General features: G+C 60.5%; 18 protein-coding genes. 6 read left to right on the top strand and 12 right to left on the bottom strand.

Features of this window, described 5'->3' with window-relative positions:
* The first annotated feature begins 9 nt into the window (after nt 1–9).
* The 3 genes from HMPREF2526_RS04510 to HMPREF2526_RS04500 are packed head-to-tail and all read left to right on the top strand — an operon-like array spanning nt 10 to nt 6,078.
* On the top strand, nt 10–768 hold the full coding sequence (locus HMPREF2526_RS04510; protein WP_070546087.1) for a decaprenylphospho-beta-D-erythro-pentofuranosid-2-ulose 2-reductase: 759 nt from the start codon (nt 10–12) through the stop codon (nt 766–768).
* Between the two features lie 38 nt (nt 769–806).
* Nucleotides 807–2,753 carry a galactan 5-O-arabinofuranosyltransferase gene (locus tag HMPREF2526_RS04505; protein ID WP_070546085.1) on the top strand — a complete coding sequence of 649 codons (1,947 nt, stop codon included), beginning with the start codon at nt 807–809 and terminating at the stop codon, nt 2,751–2,753.
* 31 nt (nt 2,754–2,784) lie between these two features.
* Nucleotides 2,785–6,078 (top strand): arabinosyltransferase domain-containing protein, encoded by a 3,294-nt coding sequence (locus HMPREF2526_RS04500; RefSeq protein WP_070546083.1) that lies wholly within the window; start codon nt 2,785–2,787, stop codon nt 6,076–6,078.
* Nucleotides 6,079–6,080: 2 nt separating this feature from the next.
* Here the strand turns inward: HMPREF2526_RS04500 and HMPREF2526_RS04495 are convergent, their stop codons facing one another.
* Entirely contained in the window at nt 6,081–6,890 is an 810-nt protein-coding gene (locus HMPREF2526_RS04495; protein ID WP_246819143.1) for an alpha/beta hydrolase, read from the bottom strand.
* 13 nt (nt 6,891–6,903) lie between these two features.
* A complete protein-coding gene (locus HMPREF2526_RS04490) occupies nt 6,904–8,820 on the bottom strand; it encodes a M13 family metallopeptidase (protein ID WP_070546079.1) in 1,917 nt (638 codons plus the stop codon).
* A 42-nt stretch (nt 8,821–8,862) separates the two neighbouring features.
* Here HMPREF2526_RS04490 and HMPREF2526_RS04485 point away from each other — a divergent pair, with 42 nt between their 5' ends.
* Both HMPREF2526_RS04485 and HMPREF2526_RS04480 read left to right on the top strand, forming a co-directional pair.
* Complete coding sequence (locus HMPREF2526_RS04485) at nt 8,863–9,354, top strand: hypothetical protein (protein ID WP_049156735.1); 492 nt, start codon at nt 8,863–8,865, stop codon at nt 9,352–9,354.
* On the top strand, nt 9,354–10,196 hold the full coding sequence (locus HMPREF2526_RS04480; protein WP_049156732.1) for a PrsW family intramembrane metalloprotease: 843 nt from the start codon (nt 9,354–9,356) through the stop codon (nt 10,194–10,196). Before HMPREF2526_RS04485 ends, HMPREF2526_RS04480 begins: the two co-directional genes overlap by 1 nt.
* A 1-nt stretch (nt 10,197) precedes the next feature.
* Here HMPREF2526_RS04480 and HMPREF2526_RS04475 read toward each other — a convergent pair whose 3' ends face one another.
* Together HMPREF2526_RS04475 and HMPREF2526_RS04470 are read right to left on the bottom strand one after the other, a co-directional pair.
* The gene (locus tag HMPREF2526_RS04475) at nt 10,198–10,800 is read right to left on the bottom strand and encodes a zinc metalloprotease (RefSeq protein WP_046647030.1); all 603 of its coding nucleotides are present in this window, start codon (nt 10,798–10,800) and stop codon (nt 10,198–10,200) included.
* 100 nt (nt 10,801–10,900) lie between these two features.
* A complete protein-coding gene (locus HMPREF2526_RS04470; RefSeq protein WP_141759873.1) occupies nt 10,901–11,668 on the bottom strand; it encodes a hypothetical protein in 768 nt (255 codons plus the stop codon).
* Between the two features lie 292 nt (nt 11,669–11,960).
* On the opposite strand from HMPREF2526_RS04470, the gene HMPREF2526_RS04465 reads away from it, so the two are divergent.
* The gene (locus tag HMPREF2526_RS04465) at nt 11,961–13,235 is read left to right on the top strand and encodes an HNH endonuclease signature motif containing protein (RefSeq protein WP_070546135.1); all 1,275 of its coding nucleotides are present in this window, start codon (nt 11,961–11,963) and stop codon (nt 13,233–13,235) included.
* A 40-nt stretch (nt 13,236–13,275) separates the two neighbouring features.
* On the opposite strand, the gene HMPREF2526_RS04460 is transcribed toward HMPREF2526_RS04465, so the two are convergent.
* The 8 genes from HMPREF2526_RS04460 to HMPREF2526_RS04430 form a co-directional block, all read right to left on the bottom strand.
* A complete protein-coding gene (locus tag HMPREF2526_RS04460) occupies nt 13,276–13,584 on the bottom strand; it encodes a DMT family transporter (RefSeq protein ID WP_070546074.1) in 309 nt (102 codons plus the stop codon).
* Complete coding sequence (locus tag HMPREF2526_RS04455) at nt 13,581–13,931, bottom strand: DMT family transporter (protein ID WP_070546072.1); 351 nt, start codon at nt 13,929–13,931, stop codon at nt 13,581–13,583. Before HMPREF2526_RS04455 ends, HMPREF2526_RS04460 begins: the two co-directional genes overlap by 4 nt.
* A 2-nt stretch (nt 13,932–13,933) precedes the next feature.
* Nucleotides 13,934–14,227, bottom strand: a complete 294-nt coding sequence (locus HMPREF2526_RS12850) for an MGMT family protein (protein WP_083295515.1) — start codon at nt 14,225–14,227, stop codon at nt 13,934–13,936.
* A complete protein-coding gene (locus HMPREF2526_RS04450; protein WP_070546070.1) occupies nt 14,199–14,903 on the bottom strand; it encodes a VOC family protein in 705 nt (234 codons plus the stop codon). Before HMPREF2526_RS04450 ends, HMPREF2526_RS12850 begins: the two co-directional genes overlap by 29 nt.
* Nucleotides 14,903–15,181, bottom strand: coding sequence for an RNA-binding S4 domain-containing protein (locus HMPREF2526_RS04445; protein ID WP_046648682.1), 279 nt, complete (start codon nt 15,179–15,181; stop codon nt 14,903–14,905). The genes HMPREF2526_RS04450 and HMPREF2526_RS04445 overlap by 1 nt, the downstream gene beginning before the upstream one ends.
* A complete protein-coding gene (locus HMPREF2526_RS04440) occupies nt 15,162–15,848 on the bottom strand; it encodes a LysE family translocator (protein WP_046648600.1) in 687 nt (228 codons plus the stop codon). The genes HMPREF2526_RS04445 and HMPREF2526_RS04440 overlap by 20 nt, the downstream gene beginning before the upstream one ends.
* Nucleotides 15,849–15,929: 81 nt before the next feature.
* Nucleotides 15,930–16,622, bottom strand: coding sequence for an SDR family oxidoreductase (locus HMPREF2526_RS04435; protein ID WP_070546068.1), 693 nt, complete (start codon nt 16,620–16,622; stop codon nt 15,930–15,932).
* 5 nt (nt 16,623–16,627) lie between these two features.
* Nucleotides 16,628–17,164, bottom strand: a complete 537-nt coding sequence (locus HMPREF2526_RS04430; protein ID WP_046648604.1) for an NADPH-dependent FMN reductase — start codon at nt 17,162–17,164, stop codon at nt 16,628–16,630.
* Nucleotides 17,165–17,236 lie beyond the last annotated feature (72 nt).

Genomic DNA, 17,236 nt, shown 5'->3' with positions numbered 1-17,236 from the left:
ATTAACCTCATGCTGAATGCAGTAGGCCAAGCACAACACATCCTCCTTCTCGGCGGCACCTCCGAGATCGGCCTCGGCATCGTCGAGGAATTCCTCGAGCGCGGTCCGGCCAAGGTCACCTTGGCTGCTCGTGCCGACTCCCCGCGTATCGCGGAGGCCCGCGCCACCATCGAGTCCCGCGGCGGCGACGTTGAGGTCCTAGACTTTGACGCGACTGACTTCGAGGGCCACCCGGACGTCGTCCAGCGCGCGTTTGAGCGCGGCGATGTCGACGTCGCCATCATCGCCTTCGGCACCCTCGGTGACCAGGAGGAACTCTGGCAGGACCAGGCCAAGGCAGTTGCCTCGGCCCAGACTAACTTCACCGCACCGGTCTCCCTCGGAGTCTTACTCGGCCAGAAGTTCCAGCAGCAGGGCCACGGCACCATCGTGGCGCTGTCCTCCGTCGCCGGCATGCGCGTGCGCCGCTCCAACTTTGTCTACGGCGCCTCCAAGGCCGGCGTGGACGGCTTCTTCATCAACCTCGGCGAGGCCCTGCGCGGCTCCGGCGCCAAAGTGCTGGTGGTTCGCCCGGGCCAGGTGCGCACCAAGATGTCGGCGGGAGCCGGCGAGGCACCACTGACCGTTAACGTCTCCGACGTAGCCAAGGCCACCGTCAAGGCAGTGCTCGACGGCAAGCAGTCCATCTTCGTGCACCCGCTCTTTGAGTACGTGTCCTTGGGATTCAAGTTCATCCCGCAGGCGATCTTCCGGAAGCTGCCTTTCTAAAGTTCCGCTATGTCCACGGCGTGTGGGAGACTAAGTGCATGACTGAGTCTCCCGCCACGTCGTCTATCTCCCCCACCGTGGAATATAACGTCGACCGCTTGCCGCGTCGCGCCACTCTCGTGGGAATGGCCGCTGCCGCTGTAGGTGGTGGCCTTATCACGCTCATTGGTTTCTTCGTCTTCAAGACGGTCTCCCTTCCGGCGTTCAGCACGTCGATGGTGACCCGCGCATTGAGCACTGCGGGAACTGCGCTCACCGTTCTCCTGGTGGGCGCGTTATGCGTGTGGTGGGTGATTGGTACCTCCCCGCGCCCCCGCTGGCGGACGTGGCTCACCACCGCTGTGTGCTATATCTCCCCAGCGCTGCTCACGCTCACCAGCATCGGTCTGCCCCTTTCGGCCTCCCGCCTGTGGCTCGACGGCGTCCAGGTAGACCAGGTCTTCCGCACCCAATTCCTGACCCGCGCCACGGAGGCCAGCTCTTATGCGGACATGAACTACGAGGGACTGCCCACCTTCTACCCACTGGGCTGGTTCTGGATGGGCGGGCGGCTAGCCAACCTCCTCAACATGCCTGGCTGGGAGGTATACCAACCATGGAGCCTCATCTCCTTGGCCGTGTCCGGGTGCATCCTGGTTCCCTTGTGGCAACGGCTGTCCGGTTCCCTTCCGGTTGCCGCCGCCATTGCCCTCACCACCACAGCGGTGACGTTGGCCATCGGCGCTGAGGAGCCGTATTCCGCGGTCATCGCCATGGGGGTGCCGGCCGTGGCCGTGCTGTGCTCGCATGCTTTCCACAACTCCTCCTGGTTCTCCACCGCCGGAATTGCCATCTACCTGGGAGTTTCCGCCTGCTTCTACACGCTCTATACCGGTGCCGTGGCATTGACCATCGTCAGTCTCATTGCGCTCGTCACCTGCATGGCCGAACGTACATGGACTCCCCTGATACACCTCGCCACTATCGCGGCCGGTTCTCTGGCCATCGCCGCGATCGCCTGGGCGCCATACCTGCGCGCGGTTCTGCATGCCACCGCCCCGCTGGAATCCACCGCGCAGCATTACCTGCCGGAGGAGGGCACCCAGATCCCGGCCCCCTTCCTCTCCTTATCCGTCATCGGCATTCTCAGCCTCATCGGCTTGATCTACCTCGTCCTACGCATAGACGAACCCGACATCAAGTCAATGGGCACCGCGATCGTCGGCACCTACCTGTGGATCTTGGCTTCTATGGTCATGACCCTCGCCGGCAGCACGCTGCTGGGCTTCCGCCTCGAGCTGATCGTCGCGGTGCTCTTTGCCACTGCCGGCATCCTCGCGCTGGCCGACGTCCGCCTCATGGGCCTGCCCACGCTCTACCCGGCGCGCTTCACCGAGACCACGAGCAGGCGCATAACCTTGGTATTCGCCATCATCATGGGCCTTGGCGGTATCTACTATGCCCAGCAGATCCCGGCGACGAACGTGACCGCCCTGGACCACGCCTATACCGATACCGACGGCTACGGTGAGCGCGCGGACCGCTACACCAGCGATTCCTCCGCCAACTACGCCAAGATCCGCGAGTTCATCGACTCCCAGGGCTACGACGCCACCGACACGGTTGTCCTGACGGATGAAAAGCTCTTCATGGCGTATAACCCCTACTACGGGTTCAACGCCTTCACCAGCAACTACGCCAACCCGCTGGGAGAGTTCAGCACCCGCAACCTGCAAATCGAGGAGTGGGCCTCTAAGTCCTGGGAACAAACTCCGGAGGAGTTCGCGCAGTCTCTCGAGTCTGCGCCGTGGCGCGGGCCGGACGTCCTCATCTTCCGCGGCGACATGGAAGAACCCGGTGATGGTTACAAGACGCACTTGGCAGAAGACATCTACCCCAACCAGCCCAACGTGCGCTACCGCGCGGTGTTCTTCAACCCGGAAGTCTTTGAGAAGGGCTGGGAAGTCAAACAAATCGGCCCCTTCGTCGTCGCGGCCAGATCTTAAAAAGGCACGTCGGTGACGTACACTGATCGCCGTGTCAGATCGGAATACCTCTTCACTGCGAGCACCGCAATCGCTGCGGCTCACCGCCATCATCGCTGGACTCATCGGGTTCCTCTGCTTTGTGGCCACGCCGCTGCTGCCGGTGAACCAAACCCAGTCCTCCTTCGATTGGCCCCAGCAGGGCTCCCTGCAATCCATCAACGCCCCGCTCATCTCGGTGGCGCCGGAAGAAATTGACGCAGAGATCCCGCTGAGCGCCGTCGACAAGCTGCGCGATGGCCAGGACCTGCTCTACGGCACCGTGCCCCCGGAGTCCAAGAAGGCCTCCAACCGCGGCATGTTTGTCCGTGCCGGCGAGGGCGGTCTCTCGGTCACCAGCCTCGATGAGGTCATTTTCTCGCTCACGGCCGAGCAAGTGGCGAAGCTGCCTGACGACGCCACCCTCCGCATCCAGTCCACCGGCGACGGCACCACGGTGACCCTGAGCAAGCACAAGAAAACTTCCGATGAGGATCTGCGCCCGCAGGTCACCGGCGTCTACACCGAAATCGACGACACCCCAGAAAACCTCACAGAGCTGGGCGATGACCTCCGTATCCACGTCGAGATCAACTCGCGCTTCACCTCCTCCCCGACACCGCTCAAGCTCATCGCCATGTGGCTGGGCTTGGCCATGGTGGTCATCAGCCTGGTGTGTTTGTGGCGAATTGACCGCCTCGATGGCAAACGTTTCGGCTTCATGCCCGAGACCTGGAAGCAGATCCGCCCGCTCGATGGCGTCGTGGCTGCCGTACTCGGCTGGTGGTATATCTTCGGCGCCAACACCTCCGATGATGGCTTCATCCTCACCATGGGCCGCGTTTCCGATCACGCGACCTACATGGCGAACTACTACCGCTGGTACGGCGTCCCCGAGGCCCCGTTCGGTGCTCCCTACTACGACCTCGTAGCATGGCTGGCGCAATTCTCCAGCGCCTCCATCATCGTGCGCCTGCCCTCCCTCATCTCGGCGCTCATCATCTGGTTCGTGTTGTCGCGCGAGATGCTCCCGCGCTTCGGTGCCCGCGTCAACGAGCGCCGCTTGGCGCACTGGACCGCGGCCTTCATGTTCTTGGCTTTCTGGCTGCCGTATAACAACGGCATCCGCCCGGAACCCATCGTGGCCCTCGGCGTCATGCTGACGTGGGCCTCCTTTGAGCGCGCCATCTCCAACCAGCGCCTCCTACCAGCGGCCGTGGGCACCATCATCGCCGCCATTACCCTGGCCGCAGGCCCCACTGGTCTTACCGCGGTGGGCATCTTCCTGGTCTGCCTGCCCGCGCTGTTCCGCATCATGGGCACGCGCGCTTCCCAGGTCGGCTGGACAGCCCTCATCGCCCCGTTCCTGGCCTGCGGCACTGCGGTCATGGTTGCCGCCTTCGGGGATCAAACGTTAGCGTCCGTGCTCGAGTCCACTCGCGTTCGTTCCGCGGTCGGCCCGTCCCTGCCGTGGTACTCGGAGTTCGTGCGCTACTCCACGCTGTTTGAGCCCTCCGTGGATGGCTCCCTGACGCGCCGATTCGCCATGTTCACCATGCTCTTCTGCCTGGCGCTCATTATCTACGCTTTCATTAAGGACCACCGCGTCGTGGGCGCGGAGGCAGATCCCACCAAGCGCCTGCTAGCCATCATGGCGCTGTCGGCCTTCTTCCTCATGTTCACGCCGACGAAGTGGACGCACCACTTCGGCATCTACGCCGGTGTCGCCGGCGTTATCGCCGCGCTCGGCTCGGTGGTCCTTTCCCAGATCGCCATGCGCTCCCCGCGCGCCCGGACCTTCTCCATCGCCGCGGTGATTTTCCTCATGGCCATCTCCCTGGGCGGCTGGAACGCCTGGTGGTACGTGTCTTCCTTCGGCATCCCGTGGTGGGACCGCACGGTGCAATTCAAGGCTATTGAGGCAAATACCGTGGTGCTCGCCATCGGCATGGTGGTGCTGGCGATTGGCCTCTACCAATCACTTACTCACAACAGCCGGAAGGCTGAAGTGTCCCGCTGGGCAGGCGCCATGTCCGCACCAATCGCAGTGGCCTGCATCCTCATCGTCGCCTTCTCCTGCGCCTCCTTTGCCAAGGGCTACGTGGCCCAGGCGGATTCTTACTCCGTGGGCAAGGGCAACCTGGCCTCCCTACGCGGCGATGTCTGCTCGCTCGCGGATGCCACGCTGGTGGAAACCAACACCAACGACGCTTTCCTCACTCCGGTTACAGGCGAATTCAAAGACTCCCTGGTGGATCCGAAGGAAGACAATTTCGGCTTCGGCCCGAACATGATCAAGGAGGATATTGAACCGGAGAACCTCAACTCGGCGTCGGTAGGCGCCATTGCCAACACCACCGGTGATTCCTCTGCTTCTTCTAACGAGCAAAAGGAGCTCACCGAGACCGAGGAGAAGGCCACCGAGGTCACCGACTCTTCCGCCGGCGGCGTGCGCGGAACCTTGGGCGTCAACGGCTCCGAGATGCACCTGCCCTTCAACCTGGATTACACGAAGGTCCCGGTCATGGGCTCCTACGATGAGTCGCAGCGCTCCACCGCCACCATCACCACGCAGTGGTACAACCTGCCGGAATCCTCAGAAAACTCCCCCATCCTCTCGGTTTCTGCCGCCGGCAAGATTTACCACCACGACGTCAACGGCGTGGAGCAGGAGGGCACCGAGCTCACCCTGGAGTACGGCACCCTCAAGGACGGCAAGGTCACCAACAAGGGTGAGGCCGAGCTTTCCGACGTCGGTGCTACCCCCAAGTGGCGCAACCTGCGAATCGAACTGGACAAGATCCCCGACGAGGCCAACGTCGTGCGCCTCGTTGCGGTAGACGATTCCACCGATGAGGATGATTGGATGGCGTTTACCCCGCCGCGCGTGCCGGAGCTTGCCACCATCAACTCGCAATTCGATTCCTCCACCCCGGCACTCCTTGACTGGTCCGTCGCTCTGCAGTTCCCCTGCCAGCGCACCTTTGACCACTACGCCGGGGTAACCGAAATTCCGGAGTTCCGCATTCTTCCCGACGCCGCCGCGCAAACTTCCCTCACGGACTTCCAGTCCTTCTCCGGTGGTGGCGCGCTGGCAACCGCGGAGGCAGTGAACTACTCCTATGAGATCCCGAGCTACCTCAACAACGATTGGGCGCGCGACTGGGGATCCATTGAAAAGTACGAGCTGCGCACCAACTCCCAAGGCGAGGCCCCGCTGGAGGCGGAGATCGACCAAGAAATCATTCAGCGCTCCGGCTGGTGGAAGAACTCTGAGATGAAGATTCGCCCAGAGGGCGAGCAGTAAGGCTAGAGGAACTTGGCAGCGTCACGCACCCGCTGGCGCGCCACGGCCGGGGTAGAAATGCGGTGCATCGACACGTACTCCGCGGTCTGTGCACCGGGAATCTCCACGCGCTCAGCAATCTCGTCCTGTACTGCGGTCTGGACCAAGATGTCGGAATACAGGCCCGGCAGCTTCTCAACATCAAGAACATAGTGGCCGCGGATCTCCTCCGGGAGCTTGGCCAACGCACCGAAGTCGGGGAAGGTGAGGAGGAGGGCGTCGGCAGGCACCAGCGCTGCGAGCGCGCCACCGGAGGAATAGCCCCACACCGTCACGCGCTCTGCCCCCTGGGCGCGCGCATAATCGACGGCCGCTTGAACCGACTGAACCATCTGCGCCACGGTGTGCTCGGGCGCCAACGGATAATCCACATCAATGATCGTGGTCCCCGACAGCTGCGCCGCAGCAGCCACTTCGGGCCGCCACTGCATCTCTAGCGCCTTGCCGTCACCGCGCCACCAACCACCGGAGTGCAGCGAGACTGCCCAACGGCCATTCTGTTCCGAGGGAACAAAGATCGCTCCGACCTCAGATTCCTCAACACGCACCCCCTCCGTGAAGGCAGTACCAGGCAGCGAGTGATCCACCGCGGAACCCAGCACCATCATCGAGGCCTGCACGATGCGATCCGGCAGCAGCGCACAGTAGCGGTCCGCCTCCGGCGAACCTCCACCTGCCCACGGCGGGCGGAAGTCCGGCAGCGGGTAGTGCACCTCCATGTAGGAGGAGAGTTGCTCGAGCTGTTTTTCCGGACTTAGTTGGTAGTCACTCATGGACCCAAGGGTACTACCAGATGATGACGCGCTCCTCTGGGACCAATCCATCCTCGACATCAAAAGCCTCGTAGAACTCGTCAATGTTCTCGGCGATGATGTTGCAGCGGAACTCCGCCGGCGAGTGCGGGTCAATAGCCAAGTACTGCGTAGCCATCTCCGGACGAATAGCAGTACGCCACACGCGCGCCCACGCCAGGAAGAAGCGCTGCAGACCGGTGTACTCGTGCTCTGCCAATTCAGGCTCAGCACCTTCTGCCTCAAAGGGCGCGACCTGACCGTTGATGTCCAGGCCCTTGTCGGCGCAGTAGTTCTTGTAGGCCACCACGGCAATGCCCAATCCGCCCAGGTCACCGATGTTCTCACCCAGAGTGAAGCTGCCGTTGACGCCTGCGGAATCAGTGCCCTCCAGTACCTTGGGCACCTGGCCTTGGAACTGATCCACCAGCTTCGCGGTCAACTTCTCGAAGGCCGCGCGGTCCTCATCCGTCCACCAAGAGTTGAGGTTGCCCTGGCCGTCATACTGCGAGCCCTGATCATCAAAGCCATGCCCAATCTCGTGGCCAATCACCGCGCCGATAGCGCCGAAGTTCTCCGCGGCATCAGCTTCTGGGTTATAGAACGGCGGGCGCAAAATAGCCGCCGGGAAGGTGATGTCATTGACCACCGGATTATAAAAAGCATTCACCGTCTGCGGGGTGGAGAACCATTCATCGCGGTCCGCCGGCTTGCCAATCTTGGCCAACTCATAATCGTGGTTCCACGCGTTGCCTGCGCGCACATTGGCCACCAAGTCCGCACCCTTCGGCGAAAACTCCAGGTCAGAGTAGTCGCGCCACGTATCCGGGTACCCAATCTTGGCCTTGAACTGGGAGAGCTTTTCCAGCGCGCGCTCGCGGGTAGCCGAGGTCATCCACTCCAGCTGCGAAATCCTCTCGCGGTAGGCGGCGGTAAGGTACTCCACCAGCTCATCCATCTCGGACTTCGAGGACGGCGGGAAGTGCTTGTCCACGAAGACCTTGCCGATTTCCTGGCCCACCATGTTTTCCGCCAACCCGACGGCGCGCTTCCAACGTGCACGCTGTTCAGTAGCACCCGAGAGCTTAGTTCCATAGAACTCGAAGTTCTTCTTACCGATCTCCTCGGTGAGGTAGGGGGCACGCGACAACAGAATGTGCCACGTAGCCCACAGCTGCCAATCCGCCATACGGCCGGCGGTGAACAGGCCCTCGAGGTGCTCAAAGTAGGACGGCATCATGGCCACCACGCGGTGCTCCGGCAGTCCCCCACCCTGCAGGATGGCGCGGGTGATGTTGGGCAGCTTGGCGACGTCCACCGGGTTATACGTCTTTACCGCATCACGGGAGGCCACCACATCCCAGTGCCCTGCCGCAATTTCCTTCTCCAGGTTCACGATGCGGGTCGCAGCGACCTCCGCGCCCAGCCCGAAGAGGCGAGCGGGATCTAAGAATCCCAGCATCGCCGCAACGTGCTTCTCGTAGTCAGCGAGCGTCTGCGCGTGAGCGTCCTCGCGGTAATAAGCCTCATCCGGCAGACCTAAACCAGACTGAATAATGTAGGCCACCGCGTCCTCAGAGCCGGAGTCTTTTTCTACCCAGAAGGTCACTGGGGCACCAACGCCCTCGCGCTCCAGAACACCCAGGTTGTGCGCCAGTTCCTCGGGGTCAGCGGCGACTAGCTTGTCTAGGTCAGCTGCCAAGGGATCGGTACCCGCAGCATTAACTCCCTCCGTATCCATATGGGAGGCGTATAGGGTTCCTGGCCGGCCAGAATCCTCCTTGACGATATCATGGACGAGTTCCTCGGCTTCGTCGCGCAGCGCGTGGAAGGTGCCGTCGACACCGCGATCATCGGGGATAACGTGGGACTCAATCCATGGGCCATTAACAAATTGATACAGATCCTTCATGCACTTCACTCTATGTCAGAAGCACGCGTTAGTGTGGTGTGCATGACTTCTTATCGTTTTCCTCCGGCGAAGATGACGGGACCTTTCTTCGCCGTGCTCGGGGCAACCTTGCTCGTCCTTGGGTTGCCCGCTGTGTTGAGCTTGGCCTTGCCGGAGCGTGAACCTGAAATGGAAGAAGTGGTGCTCGATGACCCTGAGTGGCGCCAGCCCATCGAGGGGCTTACGTGCAGCGTGAATCATGATTCCATGGCCAACCAGGCCTGGGACTGCGGCGATACCTTGGTCGAGGCCTATGTCACCGAAGGCGTCGAGGACGATGCGCTCGCCCTGCGCCGCGCCGTGCGCGCAACCAGCTTCGAGGGCATGCCGAAGAAAGAAGACGTTAAAGATGCCGGAGGCATTCTCACCCTTGAAACGGATGGCTTTATTCCGGTCTTCGCCTTCAGCGTGGCTAAAGGCGATCTCAACTATCAGATCGTCTTCTCCAATGGTGACCCGACCGACCTTGCCCAACAATTTATGGAGGCCTTCTGATGAGCAAAATCTTCCGCGTTACCTTGTGGATCATCATTGGTCTCTGCCTGCCGATTTCCCTGATTAATCTGCTCGGCATTTTCTTCGTGGCTCCTCTGCCGGGCCTCGTTAGCTTGATCCTCGGCGTCGGTTTCTTGGCGCTGGGCCTGTTCCTGTGGAGTCGCAGTCCGATGTGGGCAAGGCCGGGGAAAGGGTGGGCGTCGGCAAGCGTGCTCTGGGGAGCCGGCGCTGCTGTGACCTTGGCGCTGCTGTCAGCCTCCCCACTGACCGACCTCTCCGTGGGCCTGGGCTGGGAGGAATCCATGATGTCCTGGGCCGGTGCTTATCCGGAAGAATTTGCCAAGGCCCTCGGCGTGGTCTTCATCCTCCTCAGCTTCCGACAGCTCAACCGGCCTTGGCACGGCTTCATCGTCGGTGCCCTCGTGGGCTGGGGCTTCGAAGTCCTGGAAAACAGCCTGTACTCCGCGATGGGCGCACTGATGCACCCCACCTCAGACTGGATCGGCATGCTCCAGATGTGGGGCCTGCGCCTTGTTGCAGGCCCGTGCCTGCACATGTGCTTCTCTGCCATCGCAGGTTTTGGCATCGGCTGGGCTATCTACGCCGCGCATAAACCATGGTGGTGGCGCCTCGGCATTGGCGTGGGCGCGCTGTTTTTCTCCTTCTGTCTCCACTTCGCGTGGAACTACATGTGGGAGGAAACCTGGCAGCTCGTCACGCAGTATGTCCTCGTGGCGCTCATCATGTACCCGACGGTCATCTACCTGGGAATCCGCGCTCACCGCTTGGCCAAGACCGACGACACCTATTCGCATTCGCCGGGCGCCGCCAGCCTGCGGTGAACTAATCGAACTGTCCTTGCAGGACAGCCACCGCATCGAGCGGAGTCACATGATACGAAATGGGATTCTGGTTCGCACCGGCCATGAGCGCGTGGGCGCAGGAGTGACCCGCGCCCATCATGTGGCCGAGCTCGTGGGCTATAGTGCCTTGGAGCGCCTCTGGGTACTGAGCGTTAGCGGTCTTGATGAAGAGCATCCCATGGTCCGGGTAGGCCGTACCTTGGACGTAACCGTTCGGTTCCGGCTTGTAGATGATGGCGATGGTGTCTTCATCAGCCTCGGACGGCGCTACTTCCTTAAGCGAGGCCTTCCCGTCGAGCGCGTCGTTCCACTCAGCTACCGCGGCATCGAGCTGCTCGCGGTAGGGGAAATCATCCGCCACCTTGTACTTAAGGACCCCGCTCTGGAAGTAAGAAGGAACGGAATCGGCATCGCGCAGAATAGACGGATCCGGAACGGGCTTTCCTTCATTTGCCAACTTGGTAATGGTGGCACACGTGCCTGGGGAAATAAGCGAACGGGTTTGGTCGCTCTTCGCAGTCGCTGCTGGGGCAGCGCTCAAAGCTGCAACAGCAATGGTCAAAATGGACAACGTCTTGCGCATCAGAAATACCTTTCGGGCTAGCAACTGCTTCGTTGACAGCCGAGAATATATTGATTTCTTAGCAAGCGCAAAGGTACTTCTTAGCTTATTTCCTGGTTGGTCAGCACACCTGCGACGAGCTCGGCACAGCGCGCTTCAGTTCCGCACACGCCCTATCGCGCGCATCTTGGAGGGGCGTCGGCAAGCTCGGCGCCTGCGGAGAAACCTCCACCGCACCGAGAACATCCGTCGTGAGATCCGCCGGGGAACCATAGGTATTAGCCGCCACACTATAGCCCGGACCAAAAGAGGCACTCGCGTGAACTTGGCGGCCATCCGACCACCCAAATTTCGTGCCGATGATGCCCGGGATTCGTGCGGTGCCAAAGTCCTGGCGGTAACCGTCGGCCGCTGCGGGCGCTGCCGTCGCCATGCCCTTCGTGATCGGCGCGGCAACCGGATCGCCAGAAATCACCCCGATGAAGCGCGTGAGATCCTCCGTCGACGTCGTGACATTTCCCCAGTAGCCGTTGTGGTGGGTCTCCCCCAGCTGATACTCACCGATGATGGAGGGAATCGCCTGCGGATATTTCCGCTCTAAGTCGCTGGCAGTTCCGTCCTCAGAGAAACGAATCATGTTCTCCACGCGGGCTTTATCCTCCGGCGCGCCGTACTTCAGCACCCACATGCCGAGGTATAGCTTGGCCAGGGATAGCGCGGGGCGGGACTCGTGACCATTTCCGGTAGAGACCGAGTTTCCGTCGGCATAACGCACGGTCATCTCGGTGCGTGGTGGGACCTTTTCAGGATCGAACGTCAGGGCATGGGCGGGTGGCGCGGTGAGAGCCGCAAGAGCAAGGCCAACGATGAGCGGGGTAGGTTTCAGCACGTGCATAGATTAACTCAAGTCACAATTTTAACAACCCCTAGTGAGGGCGCATTAACCAAACATACGTCCCACTCCAGGGGACTTCCGCGCGGCCCGCATCGAGCGGGAGACCGACTGAAACCACACCTCGCCAGCATCTGCCACCTCAGTTGCCTCCCCTTTAACAACTTTTCTTCCGGGGTAGACATCGTCGAGGGTGTGGCATAAACTCGTTTTTCGAAAGGGGTTTCGAACAGTGGGGGTTCGGATCCTCTCAGTAATTCACTTAAGAAAGAGGGGGGTTGCGCGTTTCGTGTCTTCCACTACAGACGTTGTTAATGCGTCCTATTTTTCTCATTCCAATCCGAATGATCCGGTCTGCGTGGCAGGTCAAGGCGTACGCCGGGCAGACTATGAATTCTGGTCCAGCGTTCTTCCCGCACTTGACGAGGACGCCGATACGGCCTGCATGCGCCTTGGGATAAAGACCGGTAAATCTGCTGGCGCGGTAGCCCGCATTATCATGGGCCTTCACCGCCTTACCGAGCTTCCTCAAGTAAAGGCTCTGCAAGATGCCAACCATTTGCTGGATTTAGCGGCTTTGATTGCCATCGATCAGGTGATGGCTAAACTAGGCCAGCCTTCAAAGGAGGTGGTCGCCGCAATTGATGCCTCATTAGCTCGGTGGTTTACCCCGACTAAGCCAAATCAGGTCTTTCCCACCACCGCGCAGATTCGCCGCCGGATACGCGACCTCGTCAAGGTTCATGATGACTCCATCGCCGTGGAAGATAAGCGCCCAAAGAATCGGTACTCCATGATGACCCGTGCCCAGCGCGCCACCCTAGAACTCGAGGTAGACAGCAGCGTCGGAATCATCATCCATGAAGCAATTAAGGCAGCAGCCGAAAAGCATGAGGTGTCCATGGCGGAAGCGCTGATCCTCCTCACTACCGGAAAGGTGGAGCCAGAAGCTGCCCGAGTAGTGCTCCACACATATAAAGCCGACGATGTAGAGGACGCCCCGGTGTACGTGGAAGGACATGGCTGGCAAGTGGGAGACATCCCGGCTCAATCCACAACGGTGAGAGATTTGAGCACCAAGCCGGAGGCCTCTAAGAGCTACGGACCAGCCACGATGGTTCGCAAATACGTTGAAGGCCGCGATGGCACCTGCCGTGCCGCTGGTTGCGGAATGCCGGCGTGGTTGTGTCAGTTAGACCACCGGATTAACTACGCCGATGGTGGGCCAACGCATCCGGACAACATGGTGGCGTTGTGCCAGCACCACCACAATATGAAAACCGATGGACGGGCCTTTTATATCTTGGACCCGGATACCGGGGATGTGGTCTGGCTTTTTGAGGACGGAACTTGGGCAATCACAGAGCCTTCTGGGCCGCTGGCTCCTAAGCGAAAGCGCTGGGCACGGACCATTGCACAAGATATTGAAGGATATCGCACCAGGAAGCATCGCGAGGCTCAGGAGCTTAAAGCCGAGCTAGACAAAGAACAACGAGAAGCCGCACGCCAAACAGAAAAGGCGAAGAACAAGAAATCTGAAGGCGGTGAAGAAATCCCCTTCTAGGAAGGATCCGTCGTTTACAACGACGAATGGGATAGCCCTTCTACCCCATATCCACTAGGAGCACTCCGCCAATGATCAGCGCGACCCCTAAACCCTTAAGCCAGGTGAAAGGCTCACGGAAAAACATGAAGGAGAAAAGAGCAGTAAGCGCCACGCCACAGGCAGTCCAGATTCCATAGGCCACACCTAGCGGTATGCCCTGCCGGAGAGCCAACGACAAGAAAACATAGGAGGACACATAGGCCACGACGACCCACGCTACCCACGCCTTCTGCCCATGAACGGCCAGCATACGCAGGCCCAATGTACCGGCGACTTCGATAAGAATGGCAAGGGATAACCAGATCATGTCTCCACTTCCACGAGCGTTGTTTTCGGCGCCCGGCCGCCCATCTCCACGCAAACTACGCCGGCGATGATGCAGCCCATGCCCACCATCATGAGCGGCGTGAGCTGTTCGCCAAAGAGGTATGCGGACAGCCCCGCAGTAAGCACCACTCCGGTTGCACCCCAGATGCCATAGGCCGCACCCACGTGCATGCCGCAGCGCAACACTTGGTGCAGGGCGGAAAAAGCGACGACGTAGCCCGCCACCACCACGACATAGACGGCGGGGTGCTCCAGCGCCACCTTGAGGCATAAAGTCGCGACCACTTCACTGACGATGGCGATGCTCAAAAGGAGCCAAGCGCGCACTTTCACCCTCCCAGATCCGCCGCATCCAGACCGCACTCCGAGAGGATCACGCGGTCCCCACGGTGTGGGATGCCTTCTTCATCCCAATGGGCTTGGGCGGCCGAGGTGTGGGCGCGGCCAGTGCTGTTGACCACCCGCCACCAGGGAAGATCTGCGCTTTTCGACATTACCCAGCCCACATATCGCGCGCCGACTCCCACCACTTTGGCGATCTCTCCGTAGGTGGAGACATTGCCAGCTGGAATGCGGAGAACGACCTCCGTAACCCTAGAGCTCGATGGGTTCTTCGGGGGCATCCTCAACCTCACACAAGGTGAGCGCCGCACCCGTCGTGTCCTCAATCAGACACAGGCGGCCGAATGGGGAATCGTGGGGCTCACGAATGATCTTTCCGCCGTTATCAATCACAGCCTTAGCTGCCTGGTCAATGTCCCGCACGCCCAGGTAGGTTTGCCAGAAACTCGGCAAGCCCTCGGCATGCCAAAATCCGGCGAAGGCAGCGCCTTCTTCCTCCGCTACTGCGTAATGCTCATCACCACGGATTTCCCAGTTGAAGAGCTCGCCATAAAAGTCCAGCGCTGAGTGGAAATTCGCCGAAACCGTCAGCTCATGCCACACCGGAGTACCCGGCTCTCCGCCGGCGACGAAGCGGTCGAGCTCCGGCTGCGTCAAACCAAACATGGCACCGGAATTGTCTAGAACGAGCGCCAGCGGAGCACCGAGAGCGAGGATCTTGCCGCCGAGTTGTTCTACCCGGGCGCAATCCGCTTCCAAGTCGCGGGAGAGGAAGTAGGTGGCCCAGGTGTCTTGGCCTGGGACAATCTCCGCGATGGGAAGGCCCTGCAGTCGGGCAATGCCGTCTTCGAATTCCCAACCCAACACGGCCGAGTAAAACTTTTCGGAGGCCTTCACATCAGAGCTGGCCAGAGTAATCCAGTAGGGCATTCCTACTTCTGCTTCAAAAGCGGGCATTAGAGGTTCCTCCACTTCTCCGGGTCGAAGTCATCATCGGCGGTGGCCTCATCAAAATAATCGTCGTCGTCTTCGACGACGCGGGCGCAGGTGTCGGAGACACAGATGACGTCGCCAAGCGCGAGCGTTGCACCGCGCTGCTTAGTGACTTCCCCATTGACGGTGACCTGGCCCTGCTCGATGAGTTCTTTGGCCTCACCCCCGGTTGCGACCAAGGAGGCCAGTTTGAGGAACTGGCCGAGCTTGATGGATTCTCCCTTAATTGAGACTTCTAGCATGCTGACCAGCATACCCAGCGGCTGCACTGAGCAGTCCCTCCACCAGAATGATGACGCCAAGCAGGGCAAACACTACGCCACTAAAGATATCGACACTGGCGGAGTTCTTCGCCATCCACTTCGACACCGCACGAGTACACAGCGCGACACCAACAAAAATAATGAGGCTTTCTATAACCAACACAGAACCAACCGTGGCATTGGCGCTCAAGCCCATGTCCGGATCGATAAAATTGGCAAAGATAGCGCCGAAGAAGATCAGAACCTTGGGGTTGGAAAGGTCGCTGACTAGGCCCATGCGATACGCCGTGCCGAGTCTGATGATGCCGTCCGGGGTGAACCCGCGCGGTTGGGGATTCATAGTTGCCGGAGCACGGCGCTCTTTGATGCCACCGCTGATGGCAGAAAAAGCCATCCACAGCAGATAGCTGCCGCCGGCAACCTGCAGCGCCACTAGGATTTCCGGATGCGCCGAAATCAATGCGGTCAGCCCCGCTAGCGAAGCAACGGTCCACATCATCAAGCCGGTGGTGCTACCGATTGCGGCCCACACCGCCGCGCGCGTAGAGCGTGCACCCAAACGAATAATCTGCACCACGTCTGGTCCCGGCGAGGCCATCGCCGCAAACCACACACCCATTAAGGCCACTATGGCGCTGAATGCCATCTAACACCCCCATTACTCACATGCATTGTTGCTAACGCATGCCACTATAAGAGGCGTCTCACCTGCAGCGAAACAGGTAATTTAGCTTTGCGTGCGCGGCTTAATGGTCATGGTGTCAATGTTGACGTGCTCCGGCAGCGAGGCCACCCAGCGAACCGCCTCAGCGATGTCTTCTGCGGTGAGGTTGAGTTCGCCGTCATAAACAGCATTGGCACGCGATTTGTCGCCCCGAAAACGATTGAGGGAAAACTCTTCCGTGGCTACACGGCCCGGGTCGAGTTCGGTGACACGAACGCCGTGCTCCTCGATACGAAGTGCACGGGAAATCACGCGCACACCGTGCTTAGCGGCGTTGTAGCCGGAGCCGCCCTCGTAGACGTTCCACCCGGCAACGGAGCCCATGTTGATAATGAGTCCGCCCTGCAGCTTCGGCATGAGGGCTTGGATCATACGGACAGTGCCTAGGACGTTGACGTCGTACATCCACTGCCAGTCCTCTACGGTGGTCTCCACGAGAGGTTCCAAGCCCTTCGCGCCACCGGCGTTGTTGACCAAGAGGTCCACGCGGTCGAGGTGGGAGACGAACTCAGCCACGGACTCGTCCGAGGTTACGTCGAGGGCGTGCGCCTCGCCGCCGATGTCCTTCGCGAGGGCCTCAAGGCGCTCTACGCGACGCGCACCGACGACAACATGCCAACCGTCGGCCGCCAACGCTCTTGCCGACGCCTCCCCGATCCCCGACGATGCTCCTGTGACGACTGCTACCTTTTCCATGCGCCCTAGGATAGGACTTCTTCCAGCTCGGCGCAGATGTTTTCGACGATCCCGGCCTTGAAATCAGCCGGGGTGAAGGTGCCATCCTTCATGTCGGTATTCAGCGAGATATCCAGCTGGGTGCGCAGCTGCTTCATAGAGAAGTTCGCCATGATGAGGCGCCACGCCTCTACCGCGCGGATGCCGCCGCTGAAGCTGTAGCCCACATACGCAATCGGCTTGCCTACCCACTCGGCGCCGAGGGAATCGACGGCGTTCTTGAAAGCGCCCGGCACGGAGTGGTTGTACTCCGGGGTGACAAAGATATAGCCGTCGCAGGAATCGACAGCATCGGACCAAGCCTGCACCTGCGGATCCTCGTAATTCTTGTTTGCCGCCATAGGAATGACGGAGGTGGTGAGGATCGGAACGTCGAAGGCCTTGAGGTCAATGAGCTCGTAGTCCACGTCGCGCCCCTGAGCGAGGTCGGTGACCCACTGGGCGATGGCCAGTCCGGCGCGGTCGTCGCGGGTAGAGCCGAGGATGATGCCGATTTTCGCCATAAGGATGCCTTTCTTAATTTGTTAACACGTCAACGTCTGAGGGTACGCCGATATGTCGACGCAATCGACAAG

It is taken from the genome of Corynebacterium sp. HMSC070E08 (genome assembly GCF_001808895.1).
GTDB lineage: Bacteria > Actinomycetota > Actinomycetes > Mycobacteriales > Mycobacteriaceae > Corynebacterium > Corynebacterium hiratae.
Note: the sequence above shows the minus strand (reverse complement) of the source record. Positions and strands in the feature narration are given on the sequence as shown.